The sequence below is a fragment of the Corynebacterium sp. ED61 genome (assembly GCF_015233855.1).
Lineage (GTDB): Bacteria > Actinomycetota > Actinomycetes > Mycobacteriales > Mycobacteriaceae > Corynebacterium > Corynebacterium dentalis.
In genome coordinates, this window is record NZ_JADGIT010000002.1 from 118729 (window position 1) to 139141 (window position 20413).

General features: G+C 58.6%; 18 protein-coding genes and 1 pseudogene. 13 read left to right on the forward strand and 6 right to left on the reverse strand.

The annotated features are described in order from the left end of the window. Positions 1-13: 13 nt before the first annotated feature. Positions 14-199, reverse strand: coding sequence for a hypothetical protein (locus tag IM764_RS02615; RefSeq protein ID WP_194186790.1), 186 nt, complete (start codon positions 197-199; stop codon positions 14-16). 544 nt (positions 200-743) lie between these two features. Here IM764_RS02615 and IM764_RS02620 point away from each other — a divergent pair. Both IM764_RS02620 and IM764_RS02625 read left to right on the forward strand, forming a co-directional pair. After that, positions 744-2390: an NAD-dependent epimerase/dehydratase family protein gene (locus IM764_RS02620; RefSeq protein ID WP_194186791.1), complete on the forward strand. Its 1647-nt coding sequence runs from the start codon at positions 744-746 to the stop codon at positions 2388-2390. Between the two features lie 46 nt (positions 2391-2436). Further along, positions 2437-3618, forward strand: coding sequence for an alcohol dehydrogenase catalytic domain-containing protein (locus IM764_RS02625; RefSeq protein ID WP_099297439.1), 1182 nt, complete (start codon positions 2437-2439; stop codon positions 3616-3618). Between the two features lie 771 nt (positions 3619-4389). Here the strand turns inward: IM764_RS02625 and IM764_RS02630 are convergent. Both IM764_RS02630 and IM764_RS02635 read right to left on the reverse strand, forming a co-directional pair. Beyond that, a complete protein-coding gene (locus IM764_RS02630; RefSeq protein ID WP_194186792.1) occupies positions 4390-4686 on the reverse strand; it encodes a hypothetical protein in 297 nt (98 codons plus the stop codon). Between the two features lie 81 nt (positions 4687-4767). Then, a pseudogene (locus tag IM764_RS02635) lies at positions 4768-5144 on the reverse strand (PH domain-containing protein). A 113-nt stretch (positions 5145-5257) separates the two neighbouring features. On the opposite strand from IM764_RS02635, the gene IM764_RS02640 reads away from it, so the two are divergent. The 3 genes from IM764_RS02640 to IM764_RS02650 all read left to right on the forward strand — a co-directional run bounded on the left by IM764_RS02640 (position 5258) and on the right by IM764_RS02650 (position 8582). Beyond that, on the forward strand, positions 5258-6652 hold the full coding sequence (locus IM764_RS02640; protein ID WP_194186793.1) for a threonine/serine exporter ThrE family protein: 1395 nt from the start codon (positions 5258-5260) through the stop codon (positions 6650-6652). A 216-nt stretch (positions 6653-6868) separates the two neighbouring features. Further along, positions 6869-7246, forward strand: coding sequence for a DUF3253 domain-containing protein (locus tag IM764_RS02645; protein ID WP_200818321.1), 378 nt, complete (start codon positions 6869-6871; stop codon positions 7244-7246). A 793-nt stretch (positions 7247-8039) separates the two neighbouring features. Further along, entirely contained in the window at positions 8040-8582 is a 543-nt protein-coding gene (locus tag IM764_RS02650; RefSeq protein WP_194186794.1) for a DUF488 family protein, read from the forward strand. Between the two features lie 275 nt (positions 8583-8857). Here IM764_RS02650 and ychF read toward each other — a convergent pair whose 3' ends face one another. Continuing rightward, positions 8858-9943: a redox-regulated ATPase YchF gene (ychF, locus tag IM764_RS02655; RefSeq protein ID WP_194186795.1), complete on the reverse strand. Its 1086-nt coding sequence runs from the start codon at positions 9941-9943 to the stop codon at positions 8858-8860. Between the two features lie 236 nt (positions 9944-10179). Between ychF and IM764_RS02660 the strand changes: the two genes are divergently transcribed. Genes IM764_RS02660 through IM764_RS02675 form a run of 4 tightly spaced genes read left to right on the forward strand, consistent with a single transcriptional unit; the run spans position 10180 to position 14378 of the window. After that, positions 10180-11808 carry a sodium-dependent transporter gene (locus tag IM764_RS02660; RefSeq protein ID WP_370551516.1) on the forward strand — a complete coding sequence of 543 codons (1629 nt, stop codon included), beginning with the start codon at positions 10180-10182 and terminating at the stop codon, positions 11806-11808. Between the two features lie 5 nt (positions 11809-11813). Beyond that, the gene (metS, locus tag IM764_RS02665; RefSeq protein WP_099297453.1) at positions 11814-11978 is read left to right on the forward strand and encodes a methionine/alanine import NSS transporter subunit MetS; all 165 of its coding nucleotides are present in this window, start codon (positions 11814-11816) and stop codon (positions 11976-11978) included. A gap of 43 nt (positions 11979-12021) precedes the next feature. Beyond that, entirely contained in the window at positions 12022-13605 is a 1584-nt protein-coding gene (locus IM764_RS02670; protein WP_194186797.1) for an AI-2E family transporter, read from the forward strand. An 11-nt stretch (positions 13606-13616) separates the two neighbouring features. Continuing rightward, positions 13617-14378 carry a DUF6542 domain-containing protein gene (locus IM764_RS02675; protein WP_194186798.1) on the forward strand — a complete coding sequence of 254 codons (762 nt, stop codon included), beginning with the start codon at positions 13617-13619 and terminating at the stop codon, positions 14376-14378. Between the two features lie 3 nt (positions 14379-14381). On the opposite strand, the gene IM764_RS02680 is transcribed toward IM764_RS02675, so the two are convergent. Further along, positions 14382-15383 (reverse strand): 4-hydroxy-3-methylbut-2-enyl diphosphate reductase, encoded by a 1002-nt coding sequence (locus IM764_RS02680; RefSeq protein WP_228073264.1) that lies wholly within the window; start codon positions 15381-15383, stop codon positions 14382-14384. 98 nt (positions 15384-15481) lie between these two features. On the opposite strand from IM764_RS02680, the gene xseA reads away from it, so the two are divergent. Both xseA and IM764_RS02690 read left to right on the forward strand, forming a co-directional pair. After that, positions 15482-16813 carry an exodeoxyribonuclease VII large subunit gene (xseA, locus tag IM764_RS02685; protein WP_194186800.1) on the forward strand — a complete coding sequence of 444 codons (1332 nt, stop codon included), beginning with the start codon at positions 15482-15484 and terminating at the stop codon, positions 16811-16813. Further along, on the forward strand, positions 16806-17078 hold the full coding sequence (locus tag IM764_RS02690) for an exodeoxyribonuclease VII small subunit (RefSeq protein ID WP_194186801.1): 273 nt from the start codon (positions 16806-16808) through the stop codon (positions 17076-17078). Before xseA ends, IM764_RS02690 begins: the two co-directional genes overlap by 8 nt. A gap of 6 nt (positions 17079-17084) precedes the next feature. Here IM764_RS02690 and IM764_RS02695 read toward each other — a convergent pair whose 3' ends face one another. Further along, positions 17085-17651, reverse strand: coding sequence for a DUF4245 domain-containing protein (locus tag IM764_RS02695; protein WP_099297461.1), 567 nt, complete (start codon positions 17649-17651; stop codon positions 17085-17087). A 131-nt stretch (positions 17652-17782) separates the two neighbouring features. On the opposite strand from IM764_RS02695, the gene glpX reads away from it, so the two are divergent. Together glpX and IM764_RS02705 are read left to right on the forward strand one after the other, a co-directional pair. After that, on the forward strand, positions 17783-18817 hold the full coding sequence (gene glpX / locus IM764_RS02700) for a class II fructose-bisphosphatase (protein WP_099297463.1): 1035 nt from the start codon (positions 17783-17785) through the stop codon (positions 18815-18817). Between the two features lie 72 nt (positions 18818-18889). Beyond that, complete coding sequence (locus tag IM764_RS02705) at positions 18890-20293, forward strand: class II fumarate hydratase (RefSeq protein ID WP_194186802.1); 1404 nt, start codon at positions 18890-18892, stop codon at positions 20291-20293. Positions 20294-20413: the final 120 nt, after the last annotated feature.

Below are 20413 nucleotides of genomic sequence, written 5' to 3' on the forward strand. Positions count from 1 at the left end.
AACCAGTGAGGGTCTAAAAGTCGCCTGCCAGACCCCATTCGCCCTCACGTTCGACGGGGGTATCGCCAAGAACACGGGCGGTGGAGTTAGGGCCGGCCACGGCAAGTGCCAAACCTGGCTTTACTCCCCATGCTTCGGCCCACAAATTCTGGCCAATGGAGACGGCTGCCGGTGCAGAGAAGTTCTTGGCGTTAGTCACTGCAGTTCCACCCTGAACGGAAACCCCCAAGGCGATGGCGTCCCACGCTTGGGCTTGAGTCTTGCCTTACTGAGCTGACTGCTGCGGCAAAGCGCCCGCAAAATCCACCCCGTTAACGGTTGGTTGTGGAAGCGGAGACACTGCCGGGGCAGCTCCGGCGGCTCCCATTCCGAAAAGGAGACGGCGGGGATAGTGAAGAGTCCTGCTGCGATGCGCGAAGAGCGAAGCGTCGGAGACATGGGGGATTCCTTTCAGAGTGAGCGCCGTGAGGCGGTTCAGTTGAACGTAGGTGATGCACCGGTGAGATTTTCCCGCCTGCACAAGGCTGTTCGAAGCTGAATCCACTGGGTGGGTTCATTTCGAAGCGGGCCACCCATACGGGGGTACTGGAGCAAAGACTGGTCATTTCAATTCGTGTTTTAGCAGGCAGAGGGCTGGATGGACCTGATTGTCGGCGCGGGCAAGGATGCTTCGTCGGCGTGTAGTCTTGGGCCAACCCACTTACACACCAATGCACGTGCAAGCCGTGCCGAGGGAGCAAGAAATGCGCATAGCAGTCATAGGCGCCACCGGAAATGCGGGCACGGCTGTCCTCCGTGCGCTCCAACGTCGGTCGGAGGTCACGCATGTGTTGGGCATCGCCCGCCGTCTCCCCGATCACACCGTCGAGCCTTATGATTCGGCCGAATGGGCTTCCATCGATATCGCGGCGGCTACCGCTTGCGACGAGGCCATCGCGGAGCTGACAGAAAACCTCCGAAACTACGACGCAGTCATTCACTTGGCTTGGCTAATCCAGCCCAATAACCGACGCGAGTTGCTCCACCGAGTCAATGTGGAGGGCACCCGGCGCGTGGCCGAAGCGGTCGCAGCGGCCGGCGTACCGCACTTGATAGTCGCGAGCTCTGTAGGTTCTTACTCCCCTGATAATGCCCGGACGACCGCCGGAGATCTCCCTCTTCGTGATGAATCTTTCCCTACGGAAGGTATTAATTCCTCGCACTACAGCTCCGATAAAGCTGATCAGGAAGATGTTTTGGATGCTTTCGAGGCCGCCCACCCTGAGATTGCAGTGACTCGTCTGCGGCCAGCTCTGATTTTCCAACGGGACGCAGCCAGCGAAATTCAACGCTATTTCATCGGTTCTGCGGTGCCTGGCCGCAAACTACGGCCCGGAGCTCTGCCTTCGCTTTTACTACCGAAGGGATTGCATATTCAGGTGATTCATTCCGATGACGCTGGTGAGGCGTATGCCGCAGCTGCGGTGACGGGTCGTGGCGGGGCGTTCAACATCTGTGCCGACGATATCCTCTCCCCACGAGATCTAGCCACCATTCTCACTGGTTCGGACTCCGTTGCCGAGGCACCCGCCGCACTGGTTCGTGCTGCCATGGTTACCGCTCATGCCACCGGAGCGGTCCCGGCCGACGCCGGGTGGCTCGATATGGCCATGGGTGTCCCCATGATGGACAACTCCCGCGCTAAGCGAGAGCTGGGGTGGACTCCCCGCCACGGTGCTGCCGATACAGTTCGAGAGATCCTCGACGGGATGGCAGACGGTGCTGGACACTCCTCCCCTCCTCTGCAGCCGCGAGATGCGGGCCAGCGCAATGTGCAGGCCATACATGAAAACGCGGAGGAAGGTGCCAATGCAGGAACGGGAACATCCGCTCCCAAGCCACTGCCGGAGACGATTGGCCATGATCTCTTGGAGCTGTATCTATCCGACCACCTCACGGGAGCAACCGCTGGGGTCAACCGAATAAGCCGCATGGCAGCGGACTTCATCGACACTCCCGTTTATGGGCTGCTCGGGCAAATGGCTGAGCAGATCACCGCCGAGCGCGATTTTCTTGCGCAGCTCATTAATGATCTGGGAATGCAACGCAAGCCTTATCGCCAAGCTGTGGCGTGGGTGGGCGAACGTGTGGGTCGGTTGAAGCTCAATAAGCGCGCTGTGGAGCGCTCACCCATGACGTTGCTTCTCGAAGCCGACCTTATGCGCGGCGCAGTGCAAGCCAAGATGGGCGGGTGGGAAGCCTTACTTTCACACGCTGAGGACTTGGGACTGGATCCCGGTGTATTTGAACAGCTCATTGACGATGCGAAACAACAGCTAAAGAACCTCGAAGAAGTCCACGCCTATGCGGCGCCGCGCGCATTCACAGAAGACGGCACTACGGACCGTTAAGAAAAACTCTCCCACCACCACAAAGACCAAAGGATAAGAAGAAAAAATGAAGGCTCTTACTTGGCAAGGAAAGCGGAAACTCAGCGTTGAGACCGTTCCTGATCCCACCCTCCAGCAGGATACGGATGCAATCATCGAGGTCACCTCAACGGGTATTTGCGGTTCCGACTTGCACCTCTACGAAGTTCTCGGCCCATTCATGACGGAAGGTGATGTCATCGGCCATGAACCAATGGGTCGCGTAGTTGAAGCGGGCAGCGCATCCGGGCTCACCGTGGGTGACCGCGTGGTAGTCCCATTTACAATCTCTTGCGGTTCATGCTGGATGTGTCAACGTGGACTCTTCTCTCAATGTGAGACCACTCAGGTTAAGGACTTTGGCTCTGGTGCTCAGCTCTTCGGGTACTCCAAGCTGTACGGATCCGTTCCCGGTGCGCAGGCACAGTTCCTCCGCGTCCCTCACGCGGATTTTGGTCCGGTCAAGGTGGGAGAAGAACTCCCCGATCACCGCTACCTATTCCTTAGTGATGTTCTCCCCACCGCATGGCAGGCAGTCGCTTATGCCGATGTGAAAGAAGGTGAGACGTTAGCTGTTTACGGTCTCGGACCCATCGGTCAAATGTGTGCTCGTATCGGACGCCACCTAGGCGCGCGAGTGTTCGGCATCGATCCCGTTGTGGAACGCAGGAACATGGCAGCTCGTCACGGGATTGAGGTATTCGACGGTGGTGAAGATACCGCTGACGAAATCCGTGATGCCACGCAAGGACGTGGTCCTGACGCTGTGGTTGATGCGGTGGGCATGGAAGCTCACGGGTCTCCGGTGGGTAAGTTTGCGCACGATGTCGCTGGTCTTCTTCCCGACGCTATTGCCGAACCCTTCATGCAGAATGCCGGCGTGGACCGCCTCGCTGCTTTGCACTCCTCCATCGATTTGGTACGCCGCGGCGGAACCATTTCCCTTTCTGGTGTCTACGGAGGCACAGCCAGCCCTATGCCACTGTTGACAATGTTCGATAAGCAGATTCAGCTTCGAATGGGGCAGTGTAATGTCCGTAGCTGGATTGATGATTTGCTCCCGCTCGTTGAAGACAGCGCCGACCCGCTAGGTCTGAATGATTTCGTTACGCACCGCATGCCTCTTTCTCAGGCGCCTGAAGCATACGACATGTTCCAGGAAAAAGAAGACGGTTGTGTGAAGGTAGTTCTCGACCCAACCGCTGGTTAAAACGAAATCGCTTCTACCATGAGTCTCCGGCTCTCCTCGGGTAGGTTGTTCCTATGGAGAGCCGACATTATTCATGTGTAGTTAATTAATGTCCCGGCCAGCGATGTATACGAGTTCGTTGCCACACCTGGCCATTTACTGCAATGGGCAGCGGGCCTAGCGCTCTCACAGGTGGAGATCGATGGGGCTGACCTTCTCGTAATGTACCCGATGGGGAACGTTCGCGTTGTTTTGTGCCACGGGATCTTTTTCTTATTGCAGATCACGACGTCATGCCCCCACAGGCATAACTGTCACCAACCCCTTGCGGGTTATGCACCATCCTCACGGGTGCGAGGTAATTTTCACGGTACGGCAGCTTCGATTCGGCGATCAGGAGTTTGCCCGAGATTGCGAGATGGTGGCTGGCGATTCAGCTGCGCTTAAAGATATTCGCGAGAAAAAGGCCGATTAGACGGGCAGCAGGATGTAGTTAGTTTGGTTCAACGCGATTCGCACGAGTGCTGCTGACAGCCTGGGAAGATCTTCCGTATTCACCATTTGCCCAAGGGTTTATGGGCCTGCGGAATGCCAAAGTCTTTTGGCGCCTTGAATTGCTTTGGTATTTAGTGCCGGTGCGAGTGCCGGCCACACGGCTTGGACGTTGCGGGCGAACATGTCTGCGCAGGGGAACCCACACCACTGATTTTCTATAAATCTTTTTTGATATTTCCGAAAGTTCGTTGATCGCGGAGGTCCCCGCCCTATTCTTTGAGCACATGCTCTGTGGCCTCATGCAGGTAGGTCGCCGAGCTTTCGTCGTAACGAGCGTGAGCCGCTCTTTTGAAGGGCCGCAATCATGGTTCGCCGAGACGCGGAATGCACATTTTCCGCGGTGTCCAGGTCCTCTTTATTGAGTCCAAGGAGTGCCTGAACTGCGATGTCCGCACCGATCGGTTTGGCTCGTAGCATGCTGAGGGTGAGTAAGCGAAACAACGGGGAGGGTTCGTTCTTCAGAGTGATGTGGGCTTGTTCGGCAAAGGTTGTCCCGTACTTGTCCAACAGTGTGGTAACTAGCTGTTCTGACATTAGGAACCTCCTTCACGCGAATCTGGCTGCCTAAAAACCGGCGGTGCTTACTCAGGCATTCCAATTGCAGTAAGTGTGGGGCTAATGAGAAGCAAGCAAGACGTGAGCGATTAGAGAGTCCATGCGACGAACGTCCACATCGCGACCCTAGCTAATTTTGATTTTTCCTGCTCGCGTCCACAATTTTATTTCAGAATTGAGATCGAACGTCCCGGCATTCTCAGAAGACCACATGTTGATTGAGGAGCAAGGAAGGGAATAGAGTTCCACTTTCTTTACTCGCAAGCCGCGAGCATCACGGACGACGAGTCGACGGTCTGTGAACAACGCGGAGTCACGGAAGATTTAGTAGTCCGCCATAGCCTTTTCACCGGGGACGAGGAGCGGCCCGATATGTTGCGGAACGGGGATTTCTGAGGGAAAGTCCACGCGGTATTTTCTGCGATTTCAGCTGACACGTTTCGAGTCAATACATAAAGGCTCCGAATCACGAGGGGAAACGCGACAACCCTTAACCCGACCTAGTAGAACCCCCATTCAACTTCAGTGGATGCGGGTTAGACTGTAGCTAATGTCTAAACCTTCGCTGCACAGTGTGTTCATGTTTGCCCTACTCGCTGGCTCCATCATGACCCGCAACGGTGCCCCAGCTGCCACAGTCACCCACACATTGCTCGCGGTCGCGCGCACTTTTGGCAGACCAAATGCGTCCGCTACCGTCACGATGGATCAGTTGACGATGTCTGAGATTAGCCCGGACGAGGACCGGTCTATTTCCATCAGCCACGCCGTGGGAACCGCCGAATTCAATTTGTCGGCCATCCGCGCCGTGGAGTCCACCACCAAAGATGTCATCCGTGGGGATATTTCCCTAGCAACAGGCACACAGCGCCTAGAGGAAATTGAGTACACCCCTCTTGGCCATCATGCTGTCATTCGCTTGCTTGGTTGGGCGCTTATGTCCGCAGGATTCGCTATGTTGCTCGGCGCAGGATGGGTCAGCATGCTCTTGGCCGCGATAATCGCTTTCGTCATGGAAGGAATTTCGGGATATTTATCAGAACAAGAGATGCCGATTTTCTTCATCCATGTAGCCACCGGAGCTCTTACCACGGGGGCTGCACTCTTAATAGTGGAGTTCACCACCGAGGCCAGTCCTGCAGTCGTTATCACAGCAGCATTGGTTGCTAAGCTCGCCGGTGGAGCGGCACTTGGCGCTGCTCAAGATGTCCTCACCGGCTGGTATTTAACTGCAACGGCGCGCATCCTCGACGCGGCACTCGTCACCGCTGGTCTAGTGGTGGGTGTCATTGGAGCGTTGTCCTTCGCTGCCCGTTATGGCCTTAGCCTGGATCTTACCGAAGAGCCCGAGCAGGAAAGGGCACTACTCATCGTCGCAGTTTCCGCTATCCTAATCGCCGGTGGTTTCGCGTTGGGTAGCCACGCGCCTTGGTCCCGCGTGCCGGTGATCGCTGGGCTTGCGGTTGGTGCTGCTACGCTCTCTGAGACTTTAACACGCGTAGGGCTGTCTACGGTGACCTCACTTGTCATCGCTGCAGCAGCCCTCGGCGCAGTTGCAGTGCTTGGCACCAGGTGGATCCAGTTGACTCCTACTGGTGCCCTGGGCGTGGCGCTAGCGCCGTTGCTTCCCGGCATGCAGATTTACCTTGGATTCGTTGACCTTTCGAACGATAAACCTGCTCTCCCCCGCTTCGGACTTGCTCTCTTGTTAGCCATGGCGCTCGGATCGGGCATTGTGCTGGGTCAATACATTGCCAGCCAAATTCTATGGAACGGCATGAAGGCGCGAAACTTCGGTGAACAGTATCTGCATGGAGAAATTACTACTGACGCACGGCATCTCACTGCAGAATGGCTCAGCACCCCTCTGTTCAGACGACCCTTCTTGGTTGAGGAGTTCCAGCCTCAAGCAAAGGGGATGACCGACGATCGTAAAGAGGTTTAGCCACGCTTACCAACCAGCAAGTCGAGGAAATGCCCACGCCATCATCCCAGTGCTATGGCTAGTTGAGCGTGTACCGTTGCTCGAGTGAGTGATACAGCTGCTGATGGACCGGAGCGCACCCCTGATGGACGCCACATCATCGTGAACGGAAGGAAATGGCGAGCAAGCGATCCGTCAATTCCGGACCAATTACGCTCCCAGCTAGTAGAAGAACTAATGACCGCACGACGATTGGTGAAGTCCCACGGAGATTCCGTGCGTTTCCGAGTTCAAGACGCGAAAATCGCTCTAGGCGAGCGCGGGGAACCATGGTGGGAAGCCACCGACGAAGGTCGACGAGAAAGGCTAGCTGCGACGATACGAGTTCTATTACGACATCGGGATGCAGGCAACACAATCTGTCCTTCGGAGGCTGCCCGTGTGGTGGGAGGCGATCAATGGCGAGATCTCATGCCTATTACCCGTGACGTAGCAGGGGAACTCGTGAGGACTGGTGAGGTGACGGTTCTGCAGAAAGGGGAGCCTGTTGACATCGATGCCGTTTCGGGTCCGATCAGAATTGGGGCTGGGTTTCAGTTACGTGACCTCTCCTGAAGGCACCGTTCCACCCATGTCCACCGCTGCTTATCCCTCATCACCATCCGAGCCGGTCTGATGGATTCCGACTGGAGCTAGCCCACCTCAATTGATAAAATTGCTCATAGCAAGTCAGTAATAAGTCGCTTCAGAATTTTCTCGCCATGCACCCATCTCGTTGTAGGGCTTCAACACTGGCGACGGGGCAGATTCTAACGAAACCGCCGCGTTGAAGACTGCTATGGATGGGAAGACCGCACTACATGGGCGGTAACCCATGTCCTTCACGTCGTGCCCATAAAGCTAGGTGCAATCGGCTTTCACATAGGCATTAATCTGACTTCTTCCGAAAAACTTTCGCTGACGACTACGGCCGAGTCTTCGGTGCGTCGCTAGACGTTAAATTTAAACTCCACGACGTGTCGTTGCAAAGTCACCTTCTCATTCGTGAAAAGCAGCTAAAAACCACCACACCCGGCTATGTGCGGCAAAGATAGAGTGCACACCAGGTAGCCTCAACCCCCGCTCCTCGTGCAGCAGCGTCCTTTAGCAAGACATACATGGGATTCACCCCACATACGGTTAATTCAGGCTTCCGATGTCGCCCAAGCGACCCGTTGAAACTTAACCGAACGGTCCGTGCGGAACGCTCGGCAGTAAATAGGATTGATGCCGCGCAAAGGCGGGCGCGAATGCATTAAACGTCCTGTCTGCTACTCCCCCCCCCCGTTCTACCGGTCCGACCACCTGCCGATGCGCGATACCTGGACGCCGATGTGGGTGTACCCGCTTGGCGCGTAGCATTGACGACATGCGCATTTTCACCGTGGGCCACTCCAACCTCGAGTTCGAGGACTTCGCTGAAATGATCAAGGCTGCCGGTGTGGCATCCATCGTGGATGTGCGCAAGCTGCCCGGGTCCAGGAAGTACCCGTGGTTCAACGGCGACCACCTTGCCGAGCACCTTCCCACATGTGGCATCACTTACAGCAGAAGCGAGGGCCTCACCGGGCGGCGCAACGTGTCCCACTCGGTGCCGTTTGAGGTTAACGGCAACTGGCGTAACCGCAGTTTCCACAATTACGCCGACCATGCGCTGGGTGGGGAGTTCTCGGACGCGCTCTCGCAGCTACGGGCGAACGCCGCCGAAACCCCCACCGCGATCATGTGCTCCGAGGCAGTGTGGTGGCGGTGCCACCGGCGTATCATCGCCGACCACCTCATCGCCCACGGTGACGAGGTTGGCCACATTATGGGCCTGGGTGCAGCCGGGGCGAAGGTGAGCGAGGCGACGCTCAACGACGGCGCAGTCATCGGCAACGATCTCCTCGTGCGCTACCCCGAGCGGGGCTAGCGCGTACACCAGAGGCCAGGGGTGCGGAATCTCGGACTACGCCTCAGTCAGCCACGGCATCCGCCTCGGTCTGACCTCAGGCGCGACCTACGCCTTGTATTCATGGAGCGCCCGCCCCTTATGAGCAGCAGCATCGGAGGCACACCAGCGAATAGCACGCTCAAACGAGCTTTAGGTTAGGAAATCTGAACCGCTCAGCCTAAGAAGACCACCGGTAGCCCCGGTAGTGCCCCAAAGCGTCGAATCGAAAAACGTGCTACCGACTTGCCACGGACCTAGACGTTGAACTTGAAGTCCACCACGTCACCATCGTGCATGACGTAGTCCTTGCCCTCCTGGCGCACCTTGCCGTGGGACTTAGCCTCAGCCATGGAGCCAAGCTCGTCCAAGTCATCGAAGGCCACAATCTCGGCCTTAATGAAGCCGCGCTCGAAGTCGGTGTGGATCACGCCCGCGGCCTGTGGAGCTGTGGAACCCTTGCGGATCGTCCACGCGCGGGACTCCTTCGGACCAGCGGTCAAATAAGTCTGCAGCCCCAGCGTGTCGAAACCAGCACGCGCAAGCGTTTGTAAGCCCGGCTCATCCTGGCCCACGGAAGCCAGCAGCTCGGCGGCCTCTTCGTCATCCAGCTCAAGCAGCTCGGATTCAGTAGCGGCATCCAAGAACACACAGTCGGCAGGTGCCACCAAGTCGCGCAGCTCCTGCTGCTTTGCCTCGTCCGTCAGCACCGACTCATCAGAGTTAAAGACATAAAGAAAAGGCTTGGCCGTCATCAGGTGCAGCTCCCGCACCGATGCCAAGTCGATCTCACCCTTCGCAGCAGCGGAGGACAAAGTGCGTCCGTCATCCAAGATCTCCTGAGCCTTTTTGGCTCCCTCGACCTGCTCGGTCAGCTCCTTATTCTTCCGCGCTTCCTTCTCCAGACGAGGCACTGCCTTCTCAATCGTCTGCAGGTCAGCCAGGATTAGCTCCGTCTCAATGACGGAAATGTCAGCGCTAGGATCTACCCGGCCGTCGACGTGAATGACGTTGTCGTCGGAAAATGCACGAACAACTTGGCAAATCGCATCGGCTTCGCGAATGTTGGCGAGGAACGCATTACCCATGCCTTCGCCGTCGGCCGCACCCTTGACGATGCCGGCGATGTCCACAAAGGACACGGTCGCAGGCAGGATCCGCTCCGAACCGAAGATCTCGGCCAACCGGTTCAAACGAGCATCCGGCAGCTCCACCAAGCCCACATTCGGCTCGATGGTGGCGAACGGGTAGTTCGCAGCCAATACGTCGTTGCGAGTCAGGGCGTTAAACAGGGTGGACTTGCCCACGTTTGGCAGTCCAACAATTCCGAGAGTAAGAGTCACGAGGGCTATCCTATCGCGTCTGCCACCTCCACCAAACGCCAGCACCCCACCTCCAGCTCACCGCCCCCGCAACAGGCGCACCCACGTTTTTCCCTAGGAATTATCAGGAAAAATTACGCTCGCGGGCTCCAAGACAGATATATTCATCTTCAGCATCTTCGATGTGACCTAGCTCAAAGTATGTGAAGTTGGGCGAACATCTTCACCAGAGCCAGCGCCTACAAGTAAGAAAGAGCATGAGTATGGCTGAAGCCACCGCAAAGTCTCCCGCAAAGAGAGACACTTTTGACTCGCGCCTCGTGTTTCTCATGGCCGCCATCGGTTCTGCCGTCGGCCTCGGAAACATTTGGCGCTTCCCCTACGTCGCCTACGAAAACGGCGGCGGCGCCTTCCTGATCCCCTACCTGGTCGCACTGCTGACCGCGGGTATCCCCATCCTGTGGTTCGATTTCACAGTCGGCCACCGCTGGCGCGCTTCCGCTCCCCTGGCGTTCCGCCGCCTCTCTGGAAACGGCGAGGTCATCGGCTGGTTCAAGGTGGGCGTGAGCTTCTTCATCGCCGTCTACTACGCCGCGATCGTTGCCTGGGCCGCGATCTACACCGTCAAGGCCTTCACCAAGGCGTGGGGCAATGACCCAGAGACCCACTTGTTCAATGACTTCCTGCAGATGGACGGCACCTCCACTTTCTCCGGCAACTACGTACTGCCCATTCTGTTCGTGATGATCGGCGTATGGCTGTTCTCTATCGTGGTTCTGGCGCTGAATGTCAACAGTGGCATCGGCAAACTGACCGTGGTGTTCGTGCCTGTCCTGGTGGTTCTCTTCACCGTCCTGGTGGTCCGTTCCCTGTTCTTGGAAGGTTCGACGGAAGGCTTGAACGCTTTCTTCACTCCTAACTGGGAAGCGCTGAAGGACTCCAGCGTATGGATCGCCGCGTATGGGCAGATCTTCTTCTCTTTGTCCGTGGGCTTCGGCATCATGATCACTTACGCGTCCTACCTCAAGCCACGTACGAACCTGGCCAACACCGGCCTGGTGACCGCTTTTGCTAACTCCTCCTTCGAGGTGCTGGCTGGCATCGGCGTGTTTGCCACGCTGGGCTACATGGCACACGCTGCGGGCGTGGGCGTGGATGAGGTCGCTACCAGCGGCATCGGCCTGGCCTTCGTGGCCTTCCCGACGATCATTAACAACATGCCGTTCGGCGAAGTCTTCGGCGTGCTGTTCTTCCTCACCTTATTCTTGGCTGGCGTGACTTCCCTGATTTCCATCATGGAAGTGGTCTTCTCCGCTATTAACGATAAGCTCGGATGGGGTCGTGCCAAGACCGCGATCATCATCGGTTCGATCATGGGTATCCTGTCCACCGTACTTTTCGCTTCCACCTCCGGCCTGGTCGCCCTGGACATCATGGATAAGTGGACCAACAACTTGGGCATCGTGTTCTGTGCCGTGGTTGCCCTGGTGACAGTGGGTTGGATTACTGGTCGACGCAACGAAGTCACCCAACACCTCAATGCTGTGTCTTCGGTGCGCGTGGGCGGGCTCTACCAACTGTGCGCATTCATCGCTACTCCCCTGATCCTGATCTACTTCCTCTACGAGGAGGTTTCCACGCTGCTGACTGAGGGTTACGGAGATTACACAACCTCTCAGCTGGGCATCTACGGCTGGGCCGTGGTGGCGTTCATTATCGTCAATGCCGTGGTGTGGACGTTCATCCCGTTCAAGAACCAGACCGTTCTGACTGGCGTTCCAAGTTCTGATTACGGTGTGCCTTCCAAGGGTCGCCCAAAGGGTGAGCCGAACCCACTTGCTCAGGCAACCGCCACTGAGTCCACCCCAGCTAGCGAAAGGATTTAACCAGTATGTCTGCAACTGCAATCGTGCTCATGGTTCTGTTCATTCTCATCATTTGGGGCGGCTTGGTGGCCTCCGTCGTGATGCTCAATAGCACCAATGACGACATCTCCGGCGAACTTGGTGATGCACCTGGTACTGATGATCGCGCTCTGACAGCGTCGAATCGTTAAGTATTTCTTTCCCACTTCCCAGTCATAGTGCACAATAGGGAGAATGAGCCCTAACAAGCGTGATGATGAGCCACGCTCTGAGCACAATGGCCGGGATTTTGCTGACTTCCTCGCAGGATCAGAGCGACTAGATCCCGAGGCAACGCTGCCTCTTCCAGAGTCCCCGGATAGCACCGCCCTCGGCGGCGATCCGTCCGAGCCTCCCACCGTCCCTACTGGGGTAGATGGCGATGGCTCCGATGACCGCTCCGATGCCGAGCATAGTCTTCCCGTGGATGATTCCGCCGAAGGCAAAGCCGTCAAGGCCCACGATCTGGATCCGGACGATGAATCCTTGCAAAAGGAACTGAGAGAGAACGAAGGCCTGCGCCCTGAGGTTCGCGACCGCGCGGAGGTCATCGGCACCTCCGTCCGCTGGTTCGCCGGCTGGTGCTTGCGCTTCCTCATCATGGTGGCCGCGGGCTACGTTCTGTTTAACGTCATCGGCAAGCTGTGGGCAGGCATCCTGCCTATCCTGCTGTCGCTGATCGTGTGTACGGTGCTATGGCCAGTGGTAAGCACGCTGCGCAAGTTCCACATCCCGAATGCCCTCGCGGTGCTACTAACCATCGTGGGATTCTTCGCCGTCATCGGTGGCGTGTTCTGGATGATCGCCCCTTCTGCGGTCTCCCAGACGAGTGATCTGGTGGACAAGGCCAACCATGGTTTGACCACCATCCAGGACTGGATCTCCGGACCTCCGTTGAACCTCGAGGCCACGCAGCTCAATGACGCGCTGGATAAGGGCACGGCTTGGCTTCAAGAGCGCTCTGGCACTATCGCCACTCAGGTCGCCGCTGGTGCCTCCGCTACGTTGTCCGCTCTGGTGACCTTGCTGATCGTGCTGGTGCTGACCTTCTTCTTCCTGAAGGATGGCGAGCACTTCCTGCCAATGGTGCGCCGAGTGACCGGTCGCCGCGTGGGCTGGCACCTCACCGAGGTCCTGACCCGCATGTGGAACACCCTGGGCGGATTCATCCGCACCCAGGCGCTGGTGAGCTTCATTGATGCGTTCTTCATTGGCATCGGCCTGGTGATCCTGGGCGTTCCACTGGCAGGCTTCTTGGCCGTGATCACCTTCTTCGCCGGCTTCATCCCGATGATCGGTGCGTTCACCGCTGGTGCGCTGAGCGTGTTGGTTGCGCTGGTGGCCAATGATTTCACCACCGCCGTAATCGTGCTGGTGATCATCATCGCAGTGCAGCAGCTGGAGGGCAACATCCTGCAGCCGGTGCTGCAGTCCCGCGCGATGAACGTTCACCCCGTCATCATCCTGCTGGCCATCACCATCGGTTCCACCCTGTTCAGCATCATCGGCGCTTTCCTGGCTGTGCCTGTCGCGGCCATGGTCATGGTGGCCTTCCGCTACATGGGCGACCTCACGGATTTGGCCACGGGAGAAAAGACTTCGTCGGAGATCAAGTTCTCCACCACCGCAGGTGCGCTCACCGGCGCACAGAGCGAGGAAGCTGCTAAGCGTCACTTCGCCAAGTCCGAGCAGAAGCGTTCCATGGCAGAGAAGCTGAATATCACGTCTCTTCTCAATCCACTGCGGGGCAATGACAAATCTGCGAAAAATGAGAAGTAATATTCCTACCTGTGTCTGAATCCAATCAAAATCGATCTCGCGCTAAGTCTCGCCACTCCGCGCCGTCTGATCGCCCGTTCTTTCCGGTATGGGCTCCCCTACTGGTGATGATTGCTGTCGCAATCACCGGATTGGTTTTTGCGTTTGAGAAGGACGCAGCCCCGCTGTCTTTCTTTGTTCTCTTCGCTATCGCCTGCGTGGTCTGCACCTTGTTGGTGGAGCCGCGTGGGCTGTTTCTCATTGTGGTCACGCTGCCGATTTACTACGTGATCGGCACCATGCTCATCGGCTGGATTGCTGCTCCCGCAAACAGCGTCGGTGGGAAGAAGACCATGTTGTTGACCACGGCGTATCCTGCCGTGGAGCACTTTTTGTGGCTGGCCGTGCCGTTCGTTATTTCGATCATCATTGCGGTGGTGCGGTTCCGTCGTTTTAAGGCCGACGCCACCCGTGCCGCCTTTGCTGATGCCGAAGCCCGGCAGCGTCGCCGTGCTGCGGACGAGTCCAATCGCTCGAGCTACACCACCGTTCGCTCGCGCACCACGCGCACTGAGCCCCGAGAACCCCGCACCACAGAGGTGCCTCACACCCACACTGTCGATGAGCTGATGCGCCGCGCAGAAGAAAGGCGCGCCGCCCGTTCGGAATCTATGCAGACCGAAAGCGGCGCGCGGAGGACGGAATCTGAGCTGCCCCGCCCAGCTCGCCGATACCAGGCGTCGAACAAAAAGCCCTTCGAGGACTCAGAGTTCCGCTTCGACGACGAGCGCTAGAACCTACTCGCGATTGGTGCGGGAGGGGCGCAGCTCGCGTGGCAGGGAGAAGATCAGATCTTCCGTGGCCGTGGTGACCTCTTCCACGGTGGGGAAGCCCTGCTCAGCGAGCAGATCCAGCACGCCGCGTACCAGGATCTCCGGCACGGAAGCGCCACTGGTCACGCCCACGCTGTTCACTCCCTCGAGCCACGCCAGGTCGATCTGATCGGCGTAGTCCACCAGGTAGGACTCCTTGGTGCCGTGCTGCAACGCGACCTCCACCAAGCGCTTGGAGTTGGAGGAGTTCTGCGAGCCCACCACGATCATCAGCTCCACCTTTGGTGCGATGGCCTTGACCGCGACTTGGCGGTTCTGGGTGGCGTAGCAGATGTCATCGCTCGGCGGATCCTGGATGTGTGGGAACTTCTCGCGCAGCATCTTGACGGTGTCCATGGTCTCGTCCACGCTCAGCGTGGTCTGGGACAGCCAGATCAGCTTGGTGTCTTCCGGGAAGTCCAGTGCGTTGACGTCATCCTGACCGTCAACCAGGTGCACCACATCGGGCGCCTCGCCTGCGGTACCTTCGACTTCCTCGTGTCCGTGGTGGCCAATGAGCACGATCTGGTAGCCCTGCTTGGCAAAGCGTTTAACCTCGTGGTGCACCTTGGTGACCAGCGGGCAGGTGGCATCCAGGGTGTTCAGTTCCAGCTTGCGGGCCTCCTGGTGCACCATCGGCGAGACACCGTGGGCGGAGAACACCACGTTGGCGCCCTGGGGAACCTCGGTGGTTTCGTCGACGAAGATCACGCCGCGGTCCTCGAAGGTCTTCACCACGTGCTTGTTGTGCACGATTTCCTTGCGGACGTAGATCGGTGCGCCGTACTTTTCGAGCGACTTCTCCACAGTCTCCACGGCGCGGTCAACACCAGCGCAGTAGCCTCGCGGTGCTGCCAGCAAAACCCGCTTGTCAGCGTGGGTTGGCTGGCCAGTATCGGCGGTTTCGGCGGTGTTAGTAATGGTCATGTCAGCCATCGTATAACACGGAGCAAACCTCAGGCAGTGACCCTTGTTGCAGCCGGGTCTCCCGGCCGTTGTCTCGGCTGCCCATACAATGAATAACCGTGACTTCACTTAGCCAAGATTCTTCCGGCCCCGATTCCCCGCCCAGCGAGGCTGCCCCCTGGCCAGTGGCGGAACTCAATGCCAAGGTCAAGCAATGGGTGGAACGCCTCGGCCACATCTGGGTGGAAGGTCAGGTCACCCAGGTCAACATGAAGCCCACGTGGAAGTTGTCCTACGTGACCTTGCGCGATGTGGAACAACAGGCGTCCGTGCAGGTGACGTTGAGCACGTCCACGTTGCGGTCCATGACCACGCCGTTGAAGAACGGCGACCGCGTGATCATGTATGGAAAGCCCGCGTTTTATGCAGGTCGCGGCTCGTTTTCCCTATGGGTAACGAAGGTGCGCCACGTAGGTATCGGCGAGTTGCTGGCGCGCATCGAAGAGCTCAAGCGGGCGCTGGCTGCCGAAGGCCTGTTTGATCCACGTCTGAAGCGCCCCCTCCCCTTCCTGCCGCGCCGCATCGGACTGATCACCGGCCGCGGTTCGGCGGCAGAGCGCGACGTGCTCTCCGTTGCCCAGTCCCGCTGGCCGGCCGTGCAGTTCGAGGTCATCAACACCGCCGTGCAAGGCCCCACCGCAGTCCCTCAGGTGATCGAGGCATTGGAAAAGCTGGACCGCGATCCCACCGTGGACGTGATCATCATCGCCCGTGGTGGCGGTTCGGTGGAGGATCTCCTTCCTTTCAGCGAGGAGGCTCTGGCGCGTGCGGTGTCTCGAGTCTCGACGCCAACCGTCTCCGCAATCGGCCACGAGCCCGACAACCCGGTTTTGGATAACGTCGCTGACCTGCGCGCCGCTACCCCCACCGATGCAGCGAAAACCGTGGTTCCGGATGTCCTGGCGGAAAAGCAGCTGCTCATTGAGCTCCGTGGACGCGCCTCCGGCGCCCTACGCGGATGGGTGGCCAACGAACGCCGAGGCTTGCACAACATCCGCAGCAGGCCAGTGCTCGCGGATCCACTTCTGCCGGTCAAGCAACAGCAGGACATCGTCCGGGAAACCATGCAACGCAAGGATCGCGCTCTCGGGTTGGCCGTCCGCGAGCGGCGCAATCACATCTCTTCCCTGAAAGCACAGGTCAACGCCCTGGGTCCGTCCCAGACATTGGCGCGTGGCTACTCAGTGCTGCAAGTAGTTCCTCGGGACGGGTCGGGGCCTGCGGTGGTGACGGGCGTGGAGCAGGTGCAACCCGGAAGTCAGCTGCGCATTCGCGTGGCGGATGGGTCCATCACCGCAGCGGCGATGGGAGTGCAAGTAGCACCTGGTGGCGTCGAGAAAAAGAACACAACAACATCCAACAACAATGAAGCGGACAACATCGATGACTAACCCACAACAGGACAACGAACAGCAGCAGTTCCGTCCACTCGAGGAACTGAACTACGAGCAGGCGCGCGATGAGCTGGTGGAAATCGTGAAGATTCTGGAGCTCGGACAGATGAGCCTGGATGAATCGCTGAATTACTGGGAACGCGGCGAGGAGCTCGCGGCGTACTGCGAGCGCTACCTGGACGGTGCGTCGACCCGCATCGAGCAGGCGCTCGAACATCGCGGGGCAGGCGACGATGCCGACAGCGAGGACTACGAAGACTAGCCCGGTTTAGGAGATCGGTTCGGCCTTCACGGACGCTTCCGCGGCCTGACGGGCGAGGTCATCGGTGGCCATCGCCTCGATGATCAGGCGCACGTCGCCGAGGTCGGTGACCCAGATGGGGCGGGCGTCGTCACCCTCGAAGACGTTCCATTCCTGACCAGCGATGTCCTCCGTGCGGATTTCCTCGCGGTAATCATCATCTGGCTGCTCGGCCTTCTTCATCGGCGCGGGAGTCTGCGTAAGAGAAATGAACTTGTCACCATCAATGACCCACCCGGTGACCACGGAGGTCTCCTGACCAATCGTGGTGCGGCGCTGCGAGTTCGGGACCCAACCGTCCGGCATGTCCGGGTAGCGGATGGGGAAATTCAGCGCGCGTGCATCCATCGTCAAAATGCCCCGAGCATCCACCTCCTGCACCGGCCCATTGGCCTCTGGCGCCCCCGGATCCACCGAACACATTCCAGTGAAGCCCACCACCAAGAACATGGCAAACAGGAGCACTCCCAAAGTCAGGAAAACATCCTTGGCGGACTGGAATACACGAGGCTTTTCGATACGCACGGGTGTCATTATCGCACTAAATGGTGCCCCACCCCCCAATCGGTGTTTCGGTTAGTGCCCGAAAGCCCACAACGGTGCCACAATGGACACGATAGACACAGGCAACCCAGACTTGATGACAACGAAATGAGTTGGTGCAGATGACCGCCCAAGCAAACGTTAACCCTTCCGCGCAGCGCACCGGTGAAGCGCCAGACCGCAACCTGGCAATGGAACTGGTGCGCGTCACCGAGGCCGCAGCGCTGGCCTCCGGCAAGTGGGTTGGCCGCGGACAGAAGGAATCCGGCGATGGCGCGGCTGTCGATGCCATGCGACAGATGATCAACTCGGTAACCATGCAGGGCGTGGTTGTCATCGGCGAGGGCGAGAAGGACGAAGCCCCCATGCTGTTCAACGGTGAGGAAGTGGGCAACGGACAAGGCCCCGCCGTGGACATCGCCGTGGATCCCGTGGACGGCACCACCCTGATGGCCGAAGGCCGCCCCAACGCGATCTCCGTGATCGCTGCTGCTGAGCGCGGTTCCATGTACGATCCATCCGCCGTGTTCTACATGAACAAGCTGGCCGTAGGGCCAGAGTCCGTGGGCAAGGTGGATATCGACGCGCCTGTGGCACACAACATCAATGCCGTGGCCAATGCCAAAAACACCGTTCCTGGGGACATTACCGTGGTGGTGCTGGATCGCCCTCGCCACGCTGACCTGATTCGCGAAATCCGCGAGGCCGGCGCCAAGGTGCGTCTAATTGGCGACGGCGACGTAGCCGGTGCCGTTGCGGCCGCGCAAGATGACCTGACCAACTCCGTGGACATCATGATGGGTATCGGCGGCACACCGGAAGGGGTGATCACTGCGGCCGCCATGAAGTGCATGGGCGGTGAGATCCAGGGAAAGCTGTGGCCTAAGGACGACGCCGAGCGCCAGAAGGCGATCGACGCTGGCCATGACCTGGACCGCGTGCTGACCACCTCGGATCTGGTCAATTCCGAGCACTGCTACTTCGTGGCCACCGGCGTGACCAACGGCGACATGGTTCGTGGCGTTTCCTACCGCCAGAATTCCGCCATCACCCGCTCTCTGGTGATGCGCTCCAAGTCCGGCACCATCCGCCACATCGAAAGTGTCCATCAGCTCAACAAGCTGCAGGAGTACTCCGTGTTGGACTACACCCGGTAGGCACCTGCCCGCGCCGGAAACGGCGAGTATTCTGGTTAGCAAGTTTTCACGGACAACAAAGGTGGATTTTTAATGAGCGAGCAAGAGTTCCGCATTGAACACGACACGATGGGCGAGGTGAAGGTCCCAGCCAAGGCGCTGTGGCGAGCACAGACCCAGCGTGCGGTAGATAACTTCCCTATCTCCGACCGTCCTCTCGAGGCCGCGCAGATCCGCGCCATGGGTCTGCTCAAGGCAGCTTGTGCCCAGGTCAACAAGGATCGCGGCCTGCTGAGCGACGAGCAGGCTGATGCCATCATCACCGCTGCCAAGGAAATTGCCGATGGCAAGCACGATGATGAATTCCCTATCGACGTGTTCCAGACCGGTTCCGGTACTTCCTCGAACATGAACACCAACGAGGTCATCGCTTCCATCGCCAAGAACAACGGCGTGGAGGTTCACCCTAATGACCACGTGAACATGGGCCAGTCCTCCAATGACACCTTCCCTACTGCGACCCATGTGGCCGCAGCGGTTGCTGCTGCGGATGACCTGATTCCTGGCCTGAAGGTTCTGGAAGAGTCCCTGCTGAAGAAGTCCAAGGAGTGGGAGAACGTGGTCAAGTCCGGCCGCACCCACCTGATGGATGCCGTTCCCGTGACCCTCGGCCAGGAGTTCGGTGGCTACGCCCGCCAGATCACCCTGGGCATCGAGCGCATCGAGGCCACCCTGGGTCGCCTCGGCGAGCTGCCCATCGGCGGCACCGCTGTGGGTACCGGCCTGAACACCCCAGCTGACTTCGGTGCCAAGGTCACCGCAGAGCTGGTCAAGCTCACGGGCAACCAGTCCCTGAGCGAGGCAACCAACCACTTCGAGGCGCAGGCTAACCGCGACGGCCTGGTGGAGTTCTCCGCTGCAATGCGCGGCGTGGCTATCTCTCTGAACAAGATCGCCAACGACATCCGCTGGATGGGCTCCGGCCCGCTGACCGGCTTGGGCGAGATTCACCTGCCAGACCTGCAGCCTGGTTCTTCCATCATGCCGGGCAAGGTCAACCCTGTTCTGTGCGAGACTGCCACCCAGGTAGCGGCTCAGGTTATCGGCAACGACGCTGCTGTGGCTTTCTCCGGTGCCAACGGACACTTCGAGCTCAACGTGTTCATCCCAGTGATGGCACGCAACGTTCTGGAGTCCGCAAAGCTCATCGCCAACACGGCACGCCAGTTCGCTACCCGCCTGGTAGACGGCATCGAGCCAGATGAGGACCGCATGCGCACCCTGGCTGAGTCCTCCCCTTCCATCGTGACCCCGCTGAACTCCGCGATCGGCTACGAGAACGCCGCGAAGGTCGCCAAGACCGCGCTGAAGGAAGGCAAGACTATCCGCCAGACCGTGATCGACATGGGCTTCGTTGATGGCGACAAGCTCACCGAGGAAGAGCTGGACAAGCGCCTCGACGTGCTGGCTATGGCGAACACGGACCGCGATAAGTAGTCCCCATCTGCACCGAAAAAGCTCGGAACCCGAATACGCTTCGGGTTCCGAGCTCTTTCGTGCACCCACTGCCCATTCTGTAGTAAGTGTATTTTTACACCGGTGGAATTATTTACACGG

Coding starts and splice junctions, on each gene's coding strand:
- IM764_RS02670 (WP_194186797.1), top strand. CDS start 12,022: ATGAGCCCTAACAAGCGTGATGATGAGCCACGCTCTGAGCACAATGGC.
- IM764_RS02625 (WP_099297439.1), top strand. CDS start 2,437: ATGAAGGCTCTTACTTGGCAAGGAAAGCGGAAACTCAGCGTTGAGACC.
- metS (WP_099297453.1), top strand. CDS start 11,814: ATGTCTGCAACTGCAATCGTGCTCATGGTTCTGTTCATTCTCATCATT.
- IM764_RS02690 (WP_194186801.1), top strand. CDS start 16,806: ATGACTAACCCACAACAGGACAACGAACAGCAGCAGTTCCGTCCACTC.
- IM764_RS02640 (WP_194186793.1), top strand. CDS start 5,258: ATGTCTAAACCTTCGCTGCACAGTGTGTTCATGTTTGCCCTACTCGCT.
- IM764_RS02680 (WP_228073264.1), bottom strand. CDS start 15,383: ATGACCATTACTAACACCGCCGAAACCGCCGATACTGGCCAGCCAACC.
- IM764_RS02660 (WP_370551516.1), top strand. CDS start 10,180: ATGAGTATGGCTGAAGCCACCGCAAAGTCTCCCGCAAAGAGAGACACT.
- IM764_RS02630 (WP_194186792.1), bottom strand. CDS start 4,686: ATGTCAGAACAGCTAGTTACCACACTGTTGGACAAGTACGGGACAACC.
- IM764_RS02695 (WP_099297461.1), bottom strand. CDS start 17,651: ATGACACCCGTGCGTATCGAAAAGCCTCGTGTATTCCAGTCCGCCAAG.
- IM764_RS02705 (WP_194186802.1), top strand. CDS start 18,890: ATGAGCGAGCAAGAGTTCCGCATTGAACACGACACGATGGGCGAGGTG.
- glpX (WP_099297463.1), top strand. CDS start 17,783: ATGACCGCCCAAGCAAACGTTAACCCTTCCGCGCAGCGCACCGGTGAA.
- IM764_RS02645 (WP_200818321.1), top strand. CDS start 6,869: ATGACCGCACGACGATTGGTGAAGTCCCACGGAGATTCCGTGCGTTTC.
- IM764_RS02620 (WP_194186791.1), top strand. CDS start 744: ATGCGCATAGCAGTCATAGGCGCCACCGGAAATGCGGGCACGGCTGTC.
- IM764_RS02650 (WP_194186794.1), top strand. CDS start 8,040: ATGCGCATTTTCACCGTGGGCCACTCCAACCTCGAGTTCGAGGACTTC.